Annotated in this window: 8 protein-coding genes, 4 tRNA genes and 3 rRNA genes; 5 read left to right on the top strand and 10 right to left on the bottom strand. The window is 39.1% G+C overall.

Going from position 1 to position 18782, the window contains the following annotated elements; genetic code table 11:
- Nucleotides 1–3: 3 nt before the first annotated feature.
- From rrf to dnaE, 10 genes are all read right to left on the bottom strand, one after another.
- Nucleotides 4–113, bottom strand: a 5S ribosomal RNA gene (rrf, locus tag OA85_RS13585).
- Nucleotides 114–257: 144 nt separating this feature from the next.
- A 23S ribosomal RNA gene (locus tag OA85_RS13590) occupies nucleotides 258–3141 on the bottom strand.
- A 198-nt stretch (nucleotides 3142–3339) separates the two neighbouring features.
- Nucleotides 3340–3413, bottom strand: a tRNA-Ala gene (locus tag OA85_RS13595).
- A gap of 118 nt (nucleotides 3414–3531) precedes the next feature.
- Nucleotides 3532–3605 (bottom strand) — tRNA-Ile (locus OA85_RS13600).
- Nucleotides 3606–3795: 190 nt separating this feature from the next.
- Nucleotides 3796–5309, bottom strand: a 16S ribosomal RNA gene (locus OA85_RS13605).
- The 16S, 23S and 5S rRNA genes sit together here with 2 tRNA genes alongside, the layout of an rRNA operon.
- A gap of 1163 nt (nucleotides 5310–6472) precedes the next feature.
- A tRNA-Asp gene (locus tag OA85_RS13610) sits at nucleotides 6473–6546 on the bottom strand.
- A 170-nt stretch (nucleotides 6547–6716) separates the two neighbouring features.
- Nucleotides 6717–6790, bottom strand: a tRNA-Asp gene (locus tag OA85_RS13615).
- A gap of 87 nt (nucleotides 6791–6877) precedes the next feature.
- On the bottom strand, nucleotides 6878–7816 hold the full coding sequence (locus OA85_RS13620; protein ID WP_039110345.1) for a DUF58 domain-containing protein: 939 nt from the start codon (nucleotides 7814–7816) through the stop codon (nucleotides 6878–6880).
- 167 nt (nucleotides 7817–7983) lie between these two features.
- Nucleotides 7984–8301, bottom strand: a complete 318-nt coding sequence (trxA, locus tag OA85_RS13625; RefSeq protein WP_035668578.1) for a thioredoxin — start codon at nucleotides 8299–8301, stop codon at nucleotides 7984–7986.
- A 220-nt stretch (nucleotides 8302–8521) separates the two neighbouring features.
- Nucleotides 8522–13066 carry a DNA polymerase III subunit alpha gene (dnaE, locus tag OA85_RS13630; protein WP_039110346.1) on the bottom strand — a complete coding sequence of 1515 codons (4545 nt, stop codon included), beginning with the start codon at nucleotides 13064–13066 and terminating at the stop codon, nucleotides 8522–8524.
- A gap of 665 nt (nucleotides 13067–13731) precedes the next feature.
- On the opposite strand from dnaE, the gene leuC reads away from it, so the two are divergent.
- The 5 genes from leuC to OA85_RS13660 all read left to right on the top strand — a co-directional run bounded on the left by leuC (nucleotide 13732) and on the right by OA85_RS13660 (nucleotide 18767).
- On the top strand, nucleotides 13732–15126 hold the full coding sequence (gene leuC, locus OA85_RS13640) for a 3-isopropylmalate dehydratase large subunit (RefSeq protein WP_039110348.1): 1395 nt from the start codon (nucleotides 13732–13734) through the stop codon (nucleotides 15124–15126).
- Nucleotides 15127–15317: 191 nt separating this feature from the next.
- Nucleotides 15318–15914, top strand: a complete 597-nt coding sequence (gene leuD, locus OA85_RS13645) for a 3-isopropylmalate dehydratase small subunit (RefSeq protein WP_039110349.1) — start codon at nucleotides 15318–15320, stop codon at nucleotides 15912–15914.
- 74 nt (nucleotides 15915–15988) lie between these two features.
- Nucleotides 15989–16291 (top strand): antibiotic biosynthesis monooxygenase, encoded by a 303-nt coding sequence (locus OA85_RS13650; protein WP_039110350.1) that lies wholly within the window; start codon nucleotides 15989–15991, stop codon nucleotides 16289–16291.
- Nucleotides 16292–16318: 27 nt separating this feature from the next.
- Complete coding sequence (locus OA85_RS13655) at nucleotides 16319–17110, top strand: methyltransferase domain-containing protein (protein ID WP_039110351.1); 792 nt, start codon at nucleotides 16319–16321, stop codon at nucleotides 17108–17110.
- A 130-nt stretch (nucleotides 17111–17240) separates the two neighbouring features.
- Nucleotides 17241–18767, top strand: a complete 1527-nt coding sequence (locus OA85_RS13660) for an alpha-isopropylmalate synthase regulatory domain-containing protein (RefSeq protein WP_039110352.1) — start codon at nucleotides 17241–17243, stop codon at nucleotides 18765–18767.
- Nucleotides 18768–18782 lie beyond the last annotated feature (15 nt).

Raw genomic sequence — 18782 nt, forward strand, 5'->3', positions numbered from 1 at the left:
AAAGAAAGGCGACGACATACTCTCCCACATAACTGCAGTACCATCTGCGCAGGCGGGCTTAACTACTCTGTTCGGGATGGGAAGAGGTGAGCCCCGCCGCAATAACCACCTTAAGAGGTTATAATTGCTTTGGGCAATTACTGTAATGTTGTTTATATTGTAAAATAAACATCAATTACATAATATCTTAACATACTGAGATAAAGAAAACAAAAAGTATTAGAAAGTTTCTTCCCCGGGTTGCCCCGGGGAAAAGCGTACATAAGCTTACGGGTTATTAGTACTACTCGACTATGACATTACTGCCTTTACATCTATAGCCTATCAACGTAGTCATCTCCTACGACCCTTAAAAGAAATCTCATCTTGTGGTGGGTTTCGCGCTTATATGCTTTCAGCGCTTATCCCTTCCAAACGTAGCTACTCTGCGATGCCACTGGCGTGACAACAGATACACTAGAGGTTTGTCCAATTCGGTCCTCTCGTACTAGAATCAGATCCACTCAAATTTCTTGCGCCCACAGTAGATAGAGACCGAACTGTCTCACGACGTTCTGAACCCAGCTCGCGTGCCACTTTAATGGGCGAACAGCCCAACCCTTGGGACCTTCTCCAGCCCCAGGATGTGACGAGCCGACATCGAGGTGCCAAACCCCCCCGTCGATATGAGCTCTTGGGGGAGATCAGCCTGTTATCCCCGGCGTACCTTTTATCCTTTGAGCGATGGCCCTTCCATGCGGAACCACCGGATCACTATGCTCTACTTTCGTACCTGATCGACCTGTATGTCTCTCAGTCAAGCTCCCTTATGCCATTGCACTCTACGCACGGTTACCAAGCGTACTGAGGGAACCTTTAGAAGCCTCCGTTACTCTTTTGGAGGCGACCACCCCAGTCAAACTACCCACCAAGCAATGTCCCCCGCATTACGGGGTTAGGCCTCAGATAAACAAAGGGTTGTATTTCAACAATGACTCCACAACGCCTAGCGACGCCACTTCACAGTCTCCAACCTATCCTACACATCATTTATCCAAGGTCAATACTAAGCTATAGTAAAGGTGCACAGGGTCTTTTCGTCCCACTGCGGGTAAGCGGCATCTTCACCGCTACTACAATTTCACCGAGCTCATGGCTGAGACAGTGTCCAGATCGTTACACCATTCGTGCAGGTCGGAACTTACCCGACAAGGAATTTCGCTACCTTAGGACCGTTATAGTTACGGCCGCCGTTTACTGGGGCTTCAATTCAATGCTTCTCCGAAGATAACATCTCCTCTTAACCTTCCAGCACCGGGCAGGTGTCAGGCCCTATACTTCATCTTACGATTTTGCAGAGCCCTGTGTTTTTGATAAACAGTCGCCTGGACCTCTTCACTGCGGCCAGCATTGCTGCTGGCGACCCTTCTCCCGAAGTTACGGGTCTATTTTGCCTAATTCCTTAGCCATGCATCTCTCGAGCACCTTAGGATTCTCTCCTCGACTACCTGTGTCGGTTTGCGGTACGGGTACTTATTACCTGAAGTTTAGAGGTTTTTCTTGGAAGCCCTTAGGCGCACTATCTCTTTGTCCGAAGACTCCGAGTACTATCGTATTTCCCCAAGCCGCGTGGATTTGCCTGCGCAGCTTATAGGTAGGTACTTCAACGAACTATTCCGTCAGTTCGCGGCGCTTTCATCACTCCGTCACCCCATCACAGTAATAACTAGTACGGGAATATTAACCCGTTGTCCATCGACTGTCCCTTTCGGGTTCGCCTTAGGTCCCGACTAACCCACAGCTGATTAGCATAGCTGTGGAAACCTTAGTCTTTCGGTGTGCGGGTTTCTCGCCCGCATTATCGTTACTTATGCCTACATTTTCTTTTCTAACCAGTCCAGCATGCCTTACGACACACCTTCTACCCTGTTAGAATGCTCCCCTACCACTTGTAATAAATTACAAATCCATAGCTTCGGTAATACGCTTATGCCCGATTATTATCCATGCTCGTCCGCTCGACTAGTGAGCTGTTACGCACTCTTTAAATGAATGGCTGCTTCCAAGCCAACATCCTAGCTGTCTGGGCAGACAAACCTCGTTCTTTCAACTTAGCGTATATTTGGGGACCTTAGCTGATGGTCTGGGTTCTTTCCCTCTCGGACTTGGACCTTAGCACCCAAGCCCTCACTGTTATGAAACATTATATAGCATTCGGAGTTTGTCAGGAATTGGTAGGCGGTGAAGCCCCCGCATCCAATCAGTAGCTCTACCTCTATATAACTTTACGCATAACGCTGCACCTAAATGCATTTCGGGGAGTACGAGCTATTTCCGAGTTTGATTGGCCTTTCACCCCTACCCACAGGTCATCCGAAGACTTTTCAACGTCAACCGGTTCGGACCTCCACACTGTGTTACCAGCGCTTCATCCTGCCCATGGGTAGATCACACGGTTTCGCGTCTAACACTACTGACTAAAGCGCCCTATTCAGACTCGCTTTCGCTACGGATCCGTGGCTTAACCACTTATCCTTGCCAGCAACGTTAACTCGTAGGCTCATTATGCAAAAGGCACGCCGTCACCCCACGAAAGGGCTCCGACCGCTTGTAAGCGTATGGTTTCAGGATCTATTTCACTCCGTTATTCACGGTTCTTTTCACCTTTCCCTCACGGTACTGGTTCACTATCGGTCTCTCAGGAGTATTTAGCCTTAGCGGATGGTCCCGCCAAATTCAGACAGGATTTCTCGTGTCCCGCCCTACTCAGGATACCACTATCGTTATCTTCTATTACTTATACAGGGCTATCACCTTCTTTGGCTCTACTTTCCAGTAGATTCTAATTCTATCCGCAACAAATGTCGTGGTCCTACAACCCCAAAATTGCCGTAACAACTTTGGTTTGGGCTAATCCGCGTTCGCTCGCCACTACTTACGGAATCACTTTTGTTTTCTTCTCCTCCGCCTACTTAGATGTTTCAGTTCAGCGGGTTTGCCCACCTATCGGTGTACTATGTCTTCAACATAGTGGGTTGCCCCATTCGGGTATCTACGGATCATATCGTGTGTGCCAATCCCCGTAGCTTTTCGCAGCTTATCACGCCCTTCATCGCCTCTGAGAGCCAAGGCATCCCCCATACGCCCTTATTTTGCTTATTGTACCAATCCTAAAATTAATTAGGACCGTTTCTTCTGTAGATGCGTTGCAATGCAACGCATCTACAGAAAATGCTTTCTACTTTTTATTATTTTCTTATCTCAATATGTCAATGAACTTTAAAACAAGTGTTCAGTGTTCAGTTTTTAGTATTCAGTCGAAACTGAGTACTGACCACTGTAAGCTGATCACTCTTTTCGTGGAGAATAACGGAGTCGAACCGTTGACCTCCTGCGTGCAAGGCAGGCGCTCTAGCCAGCTGAGCTAATCCCCCAATCTTTTTTAATTATGAATTGTGAATTATGAATTATGAAATACTTTCATAACGCCTCAACTCTAGAATTTCTTCTTTTTATCCTGAATTTATTTCAGGATTTTTTAAGTTTAAATAGTTGTCTCGGACAGACTCGAACTGTCGACCCCTACATTATCAGTGTAGTACTCTAACCAGCTGAGCTACGAGACACTCTTATTCTTAAATGGTATTATTTGAACTAACAGCAAGAGTAATAAAATTTCAACATTTGTTTCCAATTCGAACTTTCGTCTTCTTTCCTAAAAGTGCTATTCATAAGTAATAAGTAGGAAGTAGTAAGCATTTTCAACTTAAAACTTAATCCTTAAAACTTAATCCTTAACTAACATTTAGGCTCTAGAAAGGAGGTGTTCCAGCCGCACCTTCCGGTACGGCTACCTTGTTACGACTTAGCCCTAGTTACCAGTTTTACCCTAGGCAGCTCCTTGCGGTCACCGACTTCAGGCACCCCCAGCTTCCATGGCTTGACGGGCGGTGTGTACAAGGCCCGGGAACGTATTCACCGGATCATGGCTGATATCCGATTACTAGCGATTCCAGCTTCACGGAGTCGAGTTGCAGACTCCGATCCGAACTGTGACCGGTTTTATAGATTCGCTCCTGGTCGCCCAGTGGCTGCTCTCTGTACCGGCCATTGTAGCACGTGTGTAGCCCAAGGCGTAAGGGCCGTGATGATTTGACGTCATCCCCACCTTCCTCGCAGTTTGCACTGGCAGTCTTGTTAGAGTTCCCGACATGACTCGCTGGCAACTAACAACAGGGGTTGCGCTCGTTATAGGACTTAACCTGACACCTCACGGCACGAGCTGACGACAACCATGCAGCACCTTGTAAATTGTCTTGCGAAAAGTCTGTTTCCAAACCGGTCAATCTACATTTAAGCCTTGGTAAGGTTCCTCGCGTATCATCGAATTAAACCACATGCTCCACCGCTTGTGCGGGCCCCCGTCAATTCCTTTGAGTTTCATTCTTGCGAACGTACTCCCCAGGTGGGATACTTATCACTTTCGCTTAGCCACTGAAATTGCTTCCAACAGCTAGTATCCATCGTTTACGGCGTGGACTACCAGGGTATCTAATCCTGTTCGCTACCCACGCTTTCGTCCATCAGCGTCAATCCATTAGTAGTAACCTGCCTTCGCAATTGGTATTCCATGTAATCTCTAAGCATTTCACCGCTACACTACATATTCTAGTTACTTCCTAATAATTCAAGTTTAGCAGTATCAATGGCCGTTCCACCGTTGAGCGATGGGCTTTCACCACTGACTTACTAAACCGCCTACGGACCCTTTAAACCCAATGATTCCGGATAACGCTTGGATCCTCCGTATTACCGCGGCTGCTGGCACGGAGTTAGCCGATCCTTATTCTTACAGTACCGTCAAGGTTCTACACGTAGAACTGTTTCTTCCTGTACAAAAGCAGTTTACAATCCATAGGACCGTCATCCTGCACGCGGCATGGCTGGATCAGGCTTGCGCCCATTGTCCAATATTCCTCACTGCTGCCTCCCGTAGGAGTCTGGTCCGTGTCTCAGTACCAGTGTGGGGGATCTCCCTCTCAGGACCCCTACCCATCGTTGCCTTGGTAAGCCGTTACCTTACCAACTAGCTAATGGGACGCATGCTCATCTTTCACCGATAAATCTTTAATAACTCAACCATGCGGTTGGGTTATACTATAAGGTATTAATCCAAATTTCTCTGGGCTATCCCTTTGTGAAAGGTAGATTGCATACGCGTTACGCACCCGTGCGCCGGTCTCTAGTTCCGAAGAACTATACCCCTCGACTTGCATGTGTTAAGCCTGCCGCTAGCGTTCATCCTGAGCCAGGATCAAACTCTTCATCGTATATTGTGCGAATCCAAATAAATTTGAACTCTTTTTTATATTCGACTAAATTCTAGTGGTTTTTTCAAATCTATCGATTCTATTACTCTTATTCTTTTGTTTTGAAATCTCTTTCAAAACGGCTGTCAATTCAATATGTCTAGGAACGTGTTCTGCTTTATTTTAAACTGAATCTTATTTCAGTTTATTTACCTTGTTAACTCTCCTTAAAGTGTTTCTCAAAGCGGGTGCAAAAGTGCAACTTCTTTTCTTAACTGGCAAGAAATTTTTGAAGTTTTTTTTGGAAATTTTTATTCCCAATTTCTTCTCGTTTTCTTATCAGTCTTTCAAGGAACTTCGCTTGTTTTGCGGGGTGCAAATGTAGTAAGCGTTTTCTAATCTCACAAGCTTTTCTGAATCTTTTTTAGAAAATAAATTTTCTTGTTTAATTCGTTTTACTTGCCAGTATATTAAAGAACCTCTGCGTCATTGCGGGTGCAAAAGTAGCTCCTTTATTCCCTTTTACAAGCTTTTTTAAACACTTTTTTTAATGTTTCTTTAATCTTGGATTTAACTCGCTGAAAACATGAATCTTGAAACTAAACTTTTTTTCCTCTCCCCGGCCCTCTCCGAAGGAGAGGGTGACGAAATAGATAGGATTAATAGCTATCATTATATATAGGGACTCAGAATAGTTGATACTTCGCTCCTATATATAAGGACACAATATTAATATTGGTCATGAAGATTTCTCCTTCGGCGAAATAATAAACTCGATTGAAACAGTACCCGCGCTAGGGATAGCAGCGAAAAGCCCACAGAAAAATGAAATGAAATGGAATTTTTCGAGGACTTGCAGCGAATAGCCCGACCCATTATAACAAAAGAAGCAACTACCCATAATGATAGTTGCCTCTTTTTTATAATGGGGAGCGCCCAAATAACTATTTTAATCGAAACGTATTGCTTTGGATTCCCGTGAATCAATATAAGGATTATGAATTAAATCCAAAAAACCTTATAACAAACAATCCTATAGAATTTAAACCTTTTAGACTAATAACACGTACTAAATTTCCATCACTCCACAGATTTTAGGATTACTCCTAATTAATTCGCTTTAACCTACAAACTTCCTGAAATCAAAAAAGCCTTTCAGTTACGAAAGGCTTTCTTAAATCTAGCGGTCTGGACGGGACTCGAACCCGCGACCCCATGCGTGACAGGCATGTATTCTAACCAACTGAACTACCAAACCTGCTTTATTTTTAATCAAAAAAGCTATCCACAAAAGTGGAAAGCTTTTCATTGGTCTAACTACTAAACCCGCTACGAGTTACAAATTCGCAGCAAACAACACAACTAGCTTTAGATACCTTATTGGGGCAAAAAAGCCTTTCAGTTACGAAAGGCTTTCCCCAATATTAGCGGTCTGGACGGGACTCGAACCCGCGACCCCATGCGTGACAGGCATGTATTCTAACCAACTGAACTACCAAACCTGCTGCTTTATTGCGGTGGCAAAGATACAATAGATTTCCGTTTACGCAAGCGTTTTTTGAAAAAATATTTGATAAAAATTCGCCGTATCACCCAAAGTTTTGTTTTTCAACTAAGTATGCCATTAAAATTTTTTCAAAACTTTCACCTACACTTACCGGAATGTACTTTATTCGGTTTTGCGCGCAGGTTAACGCCAGCTTCTTGAAGTAACTTTCTGCCTGTTTTTCGTATTCTTCTTTTACATTATCTGCAAAAACTGCTACTTCTTCACCCGATTCTACATCAATAAACTTTCTTGGCGCATTGTCAAAGTCAAAATTCAGCTCCGTTTTGTTATCCACAACATGAAATAAAACCACTTTATGCTTGTTGTGTTTCAAATGTTGCAGGGCATTAAATAGTGCTTCTTCTCCAGATGTATCAGAACCGGACTGAAACATATCCGTAAATAGGATAATCATCGAACGACGGTGGATTTTCTCGGCTATTTGGTGTAAGAATGTAATAGTATCAGTACTTTTTTTGACTGTAGGTTTTTCCAGCAGTCCTTCAAGTGCGTTCAAAATCATTCTGTGATGGCGATCGCTGCCTTTTTCAGGCGCGTAATACTCATATTTGTCCGAAAACACACTTAGTCCCACAGCATCGCGTTGCTTCTTTAAAAGATTCATTAAAACTGCCGAAGCCAAAACCGAGAAGCCAATTTTGTTTTCATAGAATTGCTGACTGTCTTTTAATTTAGGATAATGCATCGAAGAGGAATTATCGATGATGATGTGGCAACGTAAATTCGTCTCTTCCTCAAATCGTTTCGTATACAAACGATCCGTTTTGGCAAATAACTTCCAATCGATGTGTTTAGTGCTTTCACCCACATTATAGACCTTATGCTCCGCAAATTCTGCCGAAAATCCATGAAACGGACTTTTATGCATGCCCGAAATAAAACCCTCCACAACCTGATTGGCCAGCAATTCAAGATGCTGAAAACTGGAAATTTTCTCTATTTGCGATTCAATCTTCATATCTCAAATGTAGTAAAAGATGGAATGATTTAAAAATTAAAATATTAGAGAAATAAAACTAAATCGGGAAGCTTAAATAAATTCAGCTTAAACAAAAAAAAGGCCTGACTTTCGCCAAACCTTTTATCTGAATCCGTACAGATTCTATGTAAATCATAATCTATCGATTACAACAAAGCGTCTAAACTATCTGCGTAGGTTTGTTTCGGAGCAACTCCTACTTGTTTTCCTACTACTTCTCCGTTATGAAAAACCAACACAGTTGGAATATTTCTCACTCCGTATTTTGCAGCAAATTCTTGGTTTGCGTCAACGTCAACTTTTCCCACTACTACTTTTCCTGCGTATTCTTCGCTGATTTCGTCAATGATTGGTCCAACCATTCTACAAGGTCCACACCATGCTGCCCAAAAATCCACCATTACCGGTTTGTCTGATTTCAAAACTACTTCATCAAAAGTAGCGTCTGTTATTGCTAATGCCATATTTTTTTATTTAAATGTTTAAGGTTTCAAACCTGAGTACAAATTTAGAAATTAAAAACTAATCAAACGCCATTCATAAATTAGTTTTGATTATAAGTGTATTGTCAATTGCTATTTTCAGTAAATTCAGGAGCTATATCCTGATGGAAGCGACATCCTTTCCTTGCCTAAAGAAGGCAAGGAAAGGATGTCGCTTCCATCAGGGCTAGGGCATTGTGCTCTAATTCAACTTAAAGTTAATCTGCATTTTCTCCAGCTCTACCAACAATTCATTCGAAATTTTGATTTTCAATTTTCTGCTCGGCATCGTCAACTTGGTTACAACCTTAATTTCTTCGACTTCTTCCACTTTTGCTTCAGTATTTATCTCTGGAATTTCGAGAGCTTCCATTTCAGAATCTTCATTTTCATCGACAAAAACTTCTTCCTCATTTTCTATTTCAACAGGAGCTACGGTAACTAGTCGTTTTATTTTCTCCAGTTCCATAATTTCAAAAGAAACCGTATTGTCTCCTTTATTTTCTTGAAAGAGGTGGCTTAATTTATGGATAAAATCATTTTCTAAATCTGATATGTTCAAAAGCAAGATTAATTTCTTAGCGTAAATATCCAATACATCCTGTAATTGTTTTGCATCAGTAAACTGCATTCTTGGTTCGGATTTTTTTCCAGTTTCTCTATTAACCCATCCGTCTTTAATCAGGATTTTAAAATAAACAAAATTATTAGGCAGCAAGTATCGATGAAAATTCAGGTACTCTTCATTAAATATTTTAAATTCAAAACTTTCGTCAAAACCTTCTAAGTTAAAAATCGCCCATTCCTTACCGTTTTTGGCTATCCGTCTTTGTACATTAGAAACAATACCTCCAAAAGCAAGGGTTTTACCCACGTAAAGCTCCATGTTTTTAAGCATTTCCAATTTCGAATTGCAGAAATACTTCATTTCAAATTTAAAATCGTCTAAAGGATGCCCCGAGATGTAGATCCCAACAACCTCTTTCTCTTTGGCAAGTTTTTCCATCGTACTCCAATCCTCGCAAGGCGGCACAACCGGTTCCGCAATTTGCACTTCGCTGGTATCCCCAAACAAACTCACTTGCGATGAATTTTCATTTTCCTGAAATTTAGCTCCATACCGAATCGCTTTTTCATAAAAGGTAATTCCATCACCATCATCATGAAAATATTGCGCTCTCGTTGTCCCTAAAAACGAATCGAATCCTCCAGCCAAAACCAGATTCTCCAATGCTTTTTTATTCGCTGCACGCAAATCAATACGTTTGGTCAAATCAAAAATCGACTTGTATCTTCCATCTTTTCTATTCTCAACAATCGTAGCCACAGCTCCAGATCCAACACCTTTTACGGCCCCCATTCCAAAACGCACCGCATAATTATCATTTACGGTAAATTTATAAAACGACTCATTCACATCAGGACCTAAAACCTGTAATCCCATACGCTTGCATTCCTCCATAAAGAAAGAAACCTGCTTGATATCACTCATATTATTAGACAAAACCGCAGCCATATATTCGGCTGGATAATTGGCTTTCAAAAATGCCGTTTGGTAGGCAATCCATGCATAACAAGTCGAGTGCGATTTATTAAACGCGTATTCCGCAAAAGCTTTCCAGTCATTCCAAATTTTCTCTAATTTATCTTTAGCATGTCCTTTTGCCATGGCTTGCGAGATGAATTTTGGCTCCATTTTTGCCAAAACATCAATCATCTTTTTCCCCATCGCTTTACGCAAAACGTCGGCATCACCTTTGGAGAAATCTGCCAGTTTCTGGGACAAAAGCATTACTTGTTCTTGGTAAACGGTAATTCCGTAGGTGTCTTTCAGTAATTCTTCGCAGTCATCCAAATCATATTCGATAGGCTCTTCCCCATTTTTCCGTTTAATAAAACTCGGGATATAGGCAATCGGTCCTGGACGATACAACGCATTCATGGCAATCAAATCGGGAAATACCGTCGGTTTTAATTCCTTCATGTATTTCTGCATTCCGGGACTCTCATATTGGAAAATCCCTACCGTTTCTCCTCGTTGAAAAAGCTCATATGTTTTCAAATCATCAATCGGGAATTCATCGGGATTGAGGTCGATTCCAGTTCTGTATTTTACTAATTTAACGGTATCTTTTATCAACGTTAGGGTTTTCAAACCCAAGAAGTCCATCTTCAACAAACCGGCACTTTCTACGACCGAGTTATCAAATTGAGTCACATACAAATCGGAATCTTTGGCGGTAGCCACAGGAACAAAATTCGTAATATCGCTTGGTGTAATAATCACCCCACAAGCGTGGATTCCTGTATTTCTTAGATTCCCTTCTAAAACTTTGGCCTGCTGAATGGTTTCCCCACCCAAATCGCTTTCATTAGCAAGACCTATTAATTCTTTTATTTTATCGTATTCTTCCGGACGAACGGCCTTCTTGATTATATCTTCTTTTTCATTCAAAAATCGCGCTAAATTCCACTTGGAAGGCATCATACCTGGAATCAATTTTGCAATTTTATCGGCTTCGAATAAAGGTAAATCCAAAACACGGGCGGTATCTCGAATAGCCGATTTCGTTGCCATTTTACCATAGGTAATAATTTGCGCCACTTGTTTCGAGCCGTATTTTCTGATCACATAATCCATAACGCTGCTTCTTCCCTCATCATCAAAATCGATATCAATATCGGGTAGTGACACACGATCGGGGTTTAGGAAACGCTCAAAAAGCAGATTGTACATTAACGGGTCAATATTGGTGATTTTCAAACAATACGCCACCACCGAGCCCGCAGCAGAGCCCCGACCAGGTCCTACTGAAACGCCCATACTTCTCGCTTCAGCAATTAAATCCTGTACAATCAGGAAATATCCCGGATAACCGGAATTGGATATCGTTAATAATTCAAAATCCAGTCGTTCCTGAATTTCAGGTGTAATTTCCTTGTAACGGCGATTGGCTCCTTCAAAAGTCAAATGCCTTAAATACGCATTTTCACCTCGTACTCCGCCATCAACTGCATCTTCAGGATTATTAAATTCAACCGGAATTTCAAATTTTGGCAATAAAACTTCACGAGCCAAATCGAAAATTTCAATTTTATCAACAATCTCCGAAATATTAGAAATCGCTTCTGGTAAATTTGCAAAAAGCTGTTTCATTTCGTCTCCCGACTTGAAATAGTATTCCTGATTGGGCAATCCATAACGATACCCACGACCACGACCTATAGGCGTTGTCTGTTTTTCACCGTCACGCACACAAAGCAAAATATCGTGTGCATTCGAATTTTCTTTGTCTATATAAAAAGTATTGTTCGTCGCTATAATCTTGACATCATGCTTTCTTGCCAATGAAATCAAAGATGCATTCACTCGATTCTCATCTTCCTGATTGTGACGCATCACCTCAATATAAAAATCTTCCTTGAACTCATTTTTCCACCAAATCAAGGCTTCTTCGGCTTGGTTTTCACCAATATTTAAAATCTTGTTTGGGATTTCGCCATAAAGGTTTCCAGACAAAACAATAATATCTTCTTTGAATTCCTGAATAACTTTCCTGTCTATTCTTGGCACATAATAAAAACCTTCGGTATACGCGATGGAAGACATTTTAGCCAAATTATGATAGCCTTTTTTAGTCTTCGCCAAAAGTACTATTTGATACCCATTGTCTTTAACCGACTTATTGTTATGGTCTTCACATACAAAAAATTCGCAACCTACAATCGGTTTCATCTGGACTTCTGTCGGTTCTTCACCATTTGCGACAGCGGCTTTATTCTTGGCTTCAGCGGCTTTATTATGGTATAAAATATCGCGAACAAAATGAAAAGCACCCATCAAATTCGCATGATCCGTCATGGCAACCGCAGGCATTTTTTGTTGTGCCGCCGCTTTTACTAATGCTGCAATACTAATAGTAGACTGCAACACCGAAAATTGGGTGTGATTGTGCAAATGCACAAAATCAGTATCAATAAGTACCTTTTTATTCTCAGAAAGTTCTTCTCTTGAAACGGCCGGAGCTTGTTTCTCTCCAAACTGCTGGCGAATTTTTTCGGAGGCCTCCTTAAGATTGATATGCTTTAATCCTATAAGCTGAATCTCATGTGGATTCTTATTTTGGAAATCTTTAAAATAACCAATTTCTACATCGAGTTCTTCTTTAGTGAAAACATCTCGACGAATTAATTCCAAGAAACAACGCGTAGTTGCCTCCACATCGGCAGTAGCATTATGGGCTTCACCGAAGGGTTTATTAAAAAGATAAGAGTGTAATTCAGTTAAAGTCGGCAATTTAAATTTACCTCCTCGGCCACCTGGTAATCGCAATAAAGAAGCAGTAACTTCAGTACACGTATCCAGAATAGGCATGGAACTCATTTGGCTTTCGACCCCCATTCTATAAAATTCACAACCCATGATATTGATATCAAAACCTAAATTCTGACCGACAATAAATTTGGCTTTGCCTAAAGCGATATTGAATTTTTCTAAAACTTCTGCCAACGAAATTCCGTCGGCTTCCGCCAATTCCGTAGAAATACCGTGAATTCGTTCCGCGTCATACGGAATATTAAACCCTTCGGGCTTCACCAAATAATCCTGATGCTCGACTAGTTTACCCATATCGTCGTGTAACTGCCAAGCGATTTGAATACAACGCGGCCAGTTATCCGTATCTGAAATGGGAGCGCCCCAACGCTTTGGTAATCCTGTAGTTTCGGTATCGAATATTAAGTACATAGCTGGAATTGAAGTGTTTGTAATTCTGTAAAATCACAAAAAATGAATTTCAAATTTAGGATTTTTTTAGATAGAATAACACCTAAATCCGAACAAAAAAATTCAAAATAATCGTTAAGAATCACCCTACGAATTACTTCATCTTTTAGGATAAAATCACTTAATAACACCCCATTAAAAAGAAAAATAAACGCATTGTGTGTTTTTTGGATGTCGTAGTATTTCACCAAAACAAATTGAAATAAAAGCCCAAAAAAAATACTGCTTTAGTTATATAAAAAGCCCTAAAAAGGCACTCTATAGAAAATAAAACACGATGCTAATTTTGTTAATTATTACTATTTTAACTCGTTTTGTTATATTTTTTGAATCAAAAAACCCTCGTTTACACCAAAATAGCGATAAATTTGCAAATTATCAAATTGGACATATTTAAAATAAAAATAGCTTTAAAAAGAAATTTAATATCAAAATAAAAAGAAGGCATTCAAACTATAAACCTATAACAGAAGAGGTAAGGTGTTGTAAAAACAGTTTGGGTATCGTATATAATGAAATATTAAAATTGACAACCTTATTTCTTTTTTTAAATTTGTTCCCATTGTTACAACTTTATGTAAATAATTTGGTTGTAAAAAAAGAAATACACTTAAAAAATATTTAAAATGAGTACTACATTATTTGACAAAGTATGGGATTCGCATGTTGTGCGTAAAATTGAAGATGGACCAGATGTGTTTTTTATTGACCGTCATTTCATCCATGAAGTTACTAGTCCTGTAGCTTTTTTAGGTTTAAAAGAAAGAGGGATTTCGGTTTTATACCCAGAACGCACTTTTGCAACTGCCGATCACAATACACCAACAATAAACCAACACTTGCCTGTTGCTGATGCTTTATCTGCCAATCAATTAAAAGCATTAGAAGACAACGCAGCAGAATATGGTATTTCTCACTGGGGATTAGGTCACCAAAAAAATGGAATCGTACACGTAGTAGGTCCTGAAAACGGAATTACTTTACCTGGTGCAACTATTGTTTGTGGAGATTCACACACTTCTACACATGGTGCTTTTGGTGCTATTGCTTTTGGTATCGGAACTTCTGAGGTAGAAATGGTTATGGCTACTCAATGTATCATGCAACCAAAACCAAAGAAAATGCGCATCAACGTGAATGGTGAGTTAAGCAAAGGTGTGGGACCAAAAGACGTTGCCCTTTATATTATTTCTCAATTAACTACTTCTGGAGGTACAGGATATTTCGCAGAATATGCAGGAGATGTTTTTGAAAACATGTCTATGGAAGGTCGTATGACTGTTTGTAACTTAAGTATCGAAATGGGTGCTCGTGGTGGCATGATTGCTCCTGACCAAAAAACATTCGATTTCTTAGAAGGAAGATTATACGCTCCAAAAGGCGAAGCTTGGACAAAAGCAGTTGAATATTGGAAAACATTAAAAACTGATGCTGATGCTATTTTTGATGCAGAATTAAACATCAATGCTGCAGATATTGAACCAATGATTACTTATGGTACAAATCCTGGAATGGGAATTGGTATCTCAAAAAATATTCCAAACGCTAACCAAGTAGAAGGTGGCGAGGAAACATATAAAAAATCTTTAGCTTACATGGGCTTTGAAGAAAATGACGTGATGATTGGCAAACCAATTGATTTTGTTTTCTTGGGAAGTTGTACCAATGGTAGAATTGAAGATTTTAGAGCTTTTACAGAAATTGTAAAAGGAAGAAAAAAAGCAGATAATGTTACGGCTTGGTTAGTTCCAGGTTCTCACGTGGTAGAAGCTCAGATTAAAGAAGAGGGTCTTTTAGACATTCTTACTGAAGCTGGTTTTGTATTGCGTCAGCCAGGTTGTTCCGCTTGTTTAGCGATGAATGATGATAAAGTACCTGCAGGAAAATATGCAGTAAGTACTTCAAACAGAAACTTCGAAGGTCGTCAAGGTCCAGGTTCAAGAACATTATTGGCAAGTCCAATTATGGCCGCTGCAGCAGCAGTTACTGGAAAACTAACAGATCCTAGAGATTTGTTCTAAAAGATTTCAGATTGAAGATTAACGATTTCTGAATTCGGATTTCGTTAATCTTCAAATCACAGATGTCTTTTACAGCATTCAGTTTACAATATACAATTTAGATTATACAAAATAATATTAACGTTTACGATTACATTTTCCTTGCGGTAAATCAAAAATCAGAAATCGTTAATCATAAATCATAAATCACAATGGCATACGATAAATTTAATATCCTTACGAGTAGTGCAGTGCCACTACCAATAGAAAATGTGGATACCGATCAAATTATCCCAGCACGTTTCTTGAAAGCTACCAAACGTGAAGCTTTTGGAGACAATCTTTTTAGAGACTGGAGATACAATGGAGATAATACTCCAAAAGCAGATTTCGTATTGAATGACGCAACTTACAGTGGAAAAATATTAGTAGGTGGAAAAAACTTTGGTTCTGGTTCTTCAAGAGAGCACGCAGCTTGGGCAGTTTACGATTACGGATTTCGTGCAGTTGTTTCTAGTTTCTTTGCAGACATTTTCAAAGGAAACTGCTTAAACATTGGTGTTTTACCAGTACAAGTTAGTCCAGAATTTGCTGAAACAATCTTCAATGCAATTGAAGCTGATCCAAAAACAGAATTGGAAATCAATCTTCCGGAACAAACCATTACGCTAAAAGCAACTGGTCAAAAAGAATCTTTTGATATCTCTGGATACAAAAAAGACAATATGGTCAACGGTTTTGATGATATTGATTATTTACAAAACATCAAAGAAGAAATTGTTGGGTTTGCCAATAAGCTTCCTTACTAAAAAACAAATCACATTTAGTTAAGAGACCCGACAGATTTTAAAAAACCTGTCGGGTCTATAAATAAAAATTAGATATGATTTTAGAAGTTGCCATTCTTTATGTAAAAAAAGGAGAAGAATTACTGTTTGAGAAAGATTTCGGAATTGCAGGACAACATATAAGCTCAATAAATGGATATGTTGGCCATAGTTTAAGAAAATGTATCGAACTGGAAAATAAATATATCCTGCTTGTTGATTGGGAAAAAATAGAAGATCACACAATTGGTTTCAGAGAATCTGAGCAATATTTAGAATGGAAAAAATTACTTCACCATTATTATGACCCTTTCCCGGTTGTAGAACATTTTGAGATGATTTTGGAAAATAAAAAATAATAATTTCCAAGTAACACAATTTATATAATGGCAATTAACAAACACATTCAAAGAGACGGACAACAAGCCTCAAAGATATTTGACAATAGAAGCCTGGCAAATGACTACAGACATTTGACTCAAATATTGAAGCCCGGAATGAATGTTTTGGATGTTGGTTGTGGAACGGGTGCTATCTCGAAAGATATTGCCAATATTGTTGGAGAAAACGGAAAAGTTACCGGAATTGACAATTCTGAAAATTTTATTTTAAGTGGTCAAGAAACGTATCGGTCCGTTGTCAATTTAGAACTAATCTCAGTTGATTTATTCGAATATAATTCAGAAGAAAAATATGATTTAATTGTTTCAGCAAGAACTTTACAATGGTTGAGTAATCCAAAAGAGGCTTTGATTAAAATGAAATCAATGTTAAAACCTGATGGTCAAATTTCAATTCTTGATTACAATCATACCAATCTAAATTGGAATCCGTTGCCGCCAGAAAGTATGCAAGAGTTTTACAAAACCTTTTTGAAATGGAGACAAGATGCTGGAATGAATAATGAAATTGCAGATGACCTACCTAATTTATTAGAAGAAGTAGGATTCCATTCTATTGAAAAAATAAATTCAGATGAACACTATAATCAAGAAATACCTGATTATAAATCTAAAATGGGAATTTGGTCAAAAGTAGCTGGTTCAAAACAAATGGTTGAGGAAGGTTATTTAAATAACGAATTGCGATTAAAAGCAATTGAAGAATACGATAATTGGATTGGAACTTTAGCAATTTCCATGACAATGAAATTAAATGAAGTACGAGGGAAAATATAATCACATTCCTTCCCATACAGACATTTACAAATAGTAAAAATAAAACATTTCCAATACCTGAATTAGTATTTGTAATTTGTTTTTTTAATAATACCAACAGTTTAAACTGTTACAACTTATTTTAATCGATATGACAAAAAGAAAAATTGAAATAATGGATACGACGCTCCGTGATGGTGAACAAACCTCGGGAGTATCATTTTCTGCTGCAGAAAAACTAACCATTGCACAATTGTTACTGGAAGAATTAAATATTGATAGAATTGAAATCGCTTCGGCACGCGTAAGCGAAGGTGAATTTCAAGGAGTAAAAGGCATAATGACTTGGGCTAATGAGAAAGAGTACTCTAACCGAATAGAAGTTTTAACATTTGTTGACGGTGGACTTTCAATAGACTGGATGAAAAAAACTGGAGCTAAAGTCCAGAATTTACTAACCAAAGGATCCCTCAACCATTTAACCCACCAACTAAAGAAAACGCCCGAGCAACATTTTACCGAAATTGCTCAAGCCATTGCATTAGCTCAAGAAAATAATATTGAGACCAATGTGTATTTAGAAGACTGGAGTAACGGGATGCGTAATTCACCTGAATATGTATTTCAATATTTAGACTTTTTGACGAAACAACCGATCAAAAGAGTTTTACTACCGGACACTTTAGGAGTTTTAATCCCTTCTGAAACTTTTGAATTCATTTCGAAAATTATAGCGAGATACCCAAATACTCATTTTGATTTTCATGCACACAACGACTACGATTTAAGTATTGCCAATGTAATGGAAGCTGTAAAAGCCGGTATTCAAGGACTTCACGTAACGGTAAACGGAATGGGAGAACGTGCTGGAAACGCACCGCTTGAAAGCACTGTTGCTGTAATCAATGACTTTTTACCAGAAATAAAAATCAATGTAAAAGAATCTTCATTGTATTCTGTGAGTAAATTGGTAGAAACTTTCACAGGATATAGAATTCCTGCTAACAAACCAATTGTTGGTGACAACGTTTTTACTCAAACTGCAGGTATTCATGCCGATGGAGACAACAAAAATAATTTATATTTTAATGATTTACTTCCGGAACGTTTTGGAAGAAAACGAAAATATGCATTAGGAAAAACATCTGGCAAAGCCAATATTGAAAAAAACCTTCAGGAATTAGGGCTAAAATTAAACCCCGAAGATCTAAAATTAGTTACCCAACGCATCATTGAATTGGGCGACAAAAAAGAGACTGTTACCAAAGAAGACTTACCTTATATTATTTCTGATGTTCTAGACAGCCAAACTTATGAAGAGAAAATTGTAGTGGAATCCTATGTATTGGTTCATGCCAAAGGAATGCGACCTTCTACAACACTCTGTTTAAAAATAGATGGTGAAGTAATCGAAGAACATGCTCAAGGTGATGGACAATTTGATGCTTTTATGAATGCTCTAGCAAAAATTTATAAAAGTAAAAAAATGGAACTGCCTAAATTAATTGACTATGCTGTGCGAATTCCGCCAGGAAGTAGCTCCGACGCATTATGTGAAACCATAATTACATGGACTAATCATGGAAAAGAATTTAAAACGAGAGGATTAGATTCAGATCAAACAGTTGCTGCAATCATTGCAACGCAAAAGATGTTGAATGTGGTTACTGCCCAATAAAAATAAATAAAAAAC

The sequence above is a fragment of the Flavobacterium sp. AED genome, assembly GCF_000812945.1.
GTDB lineage: Bacteria > Bacteroidota > Bacteroidia > Flavobacteriales > Flavobacteriaceae > Flavobacterium.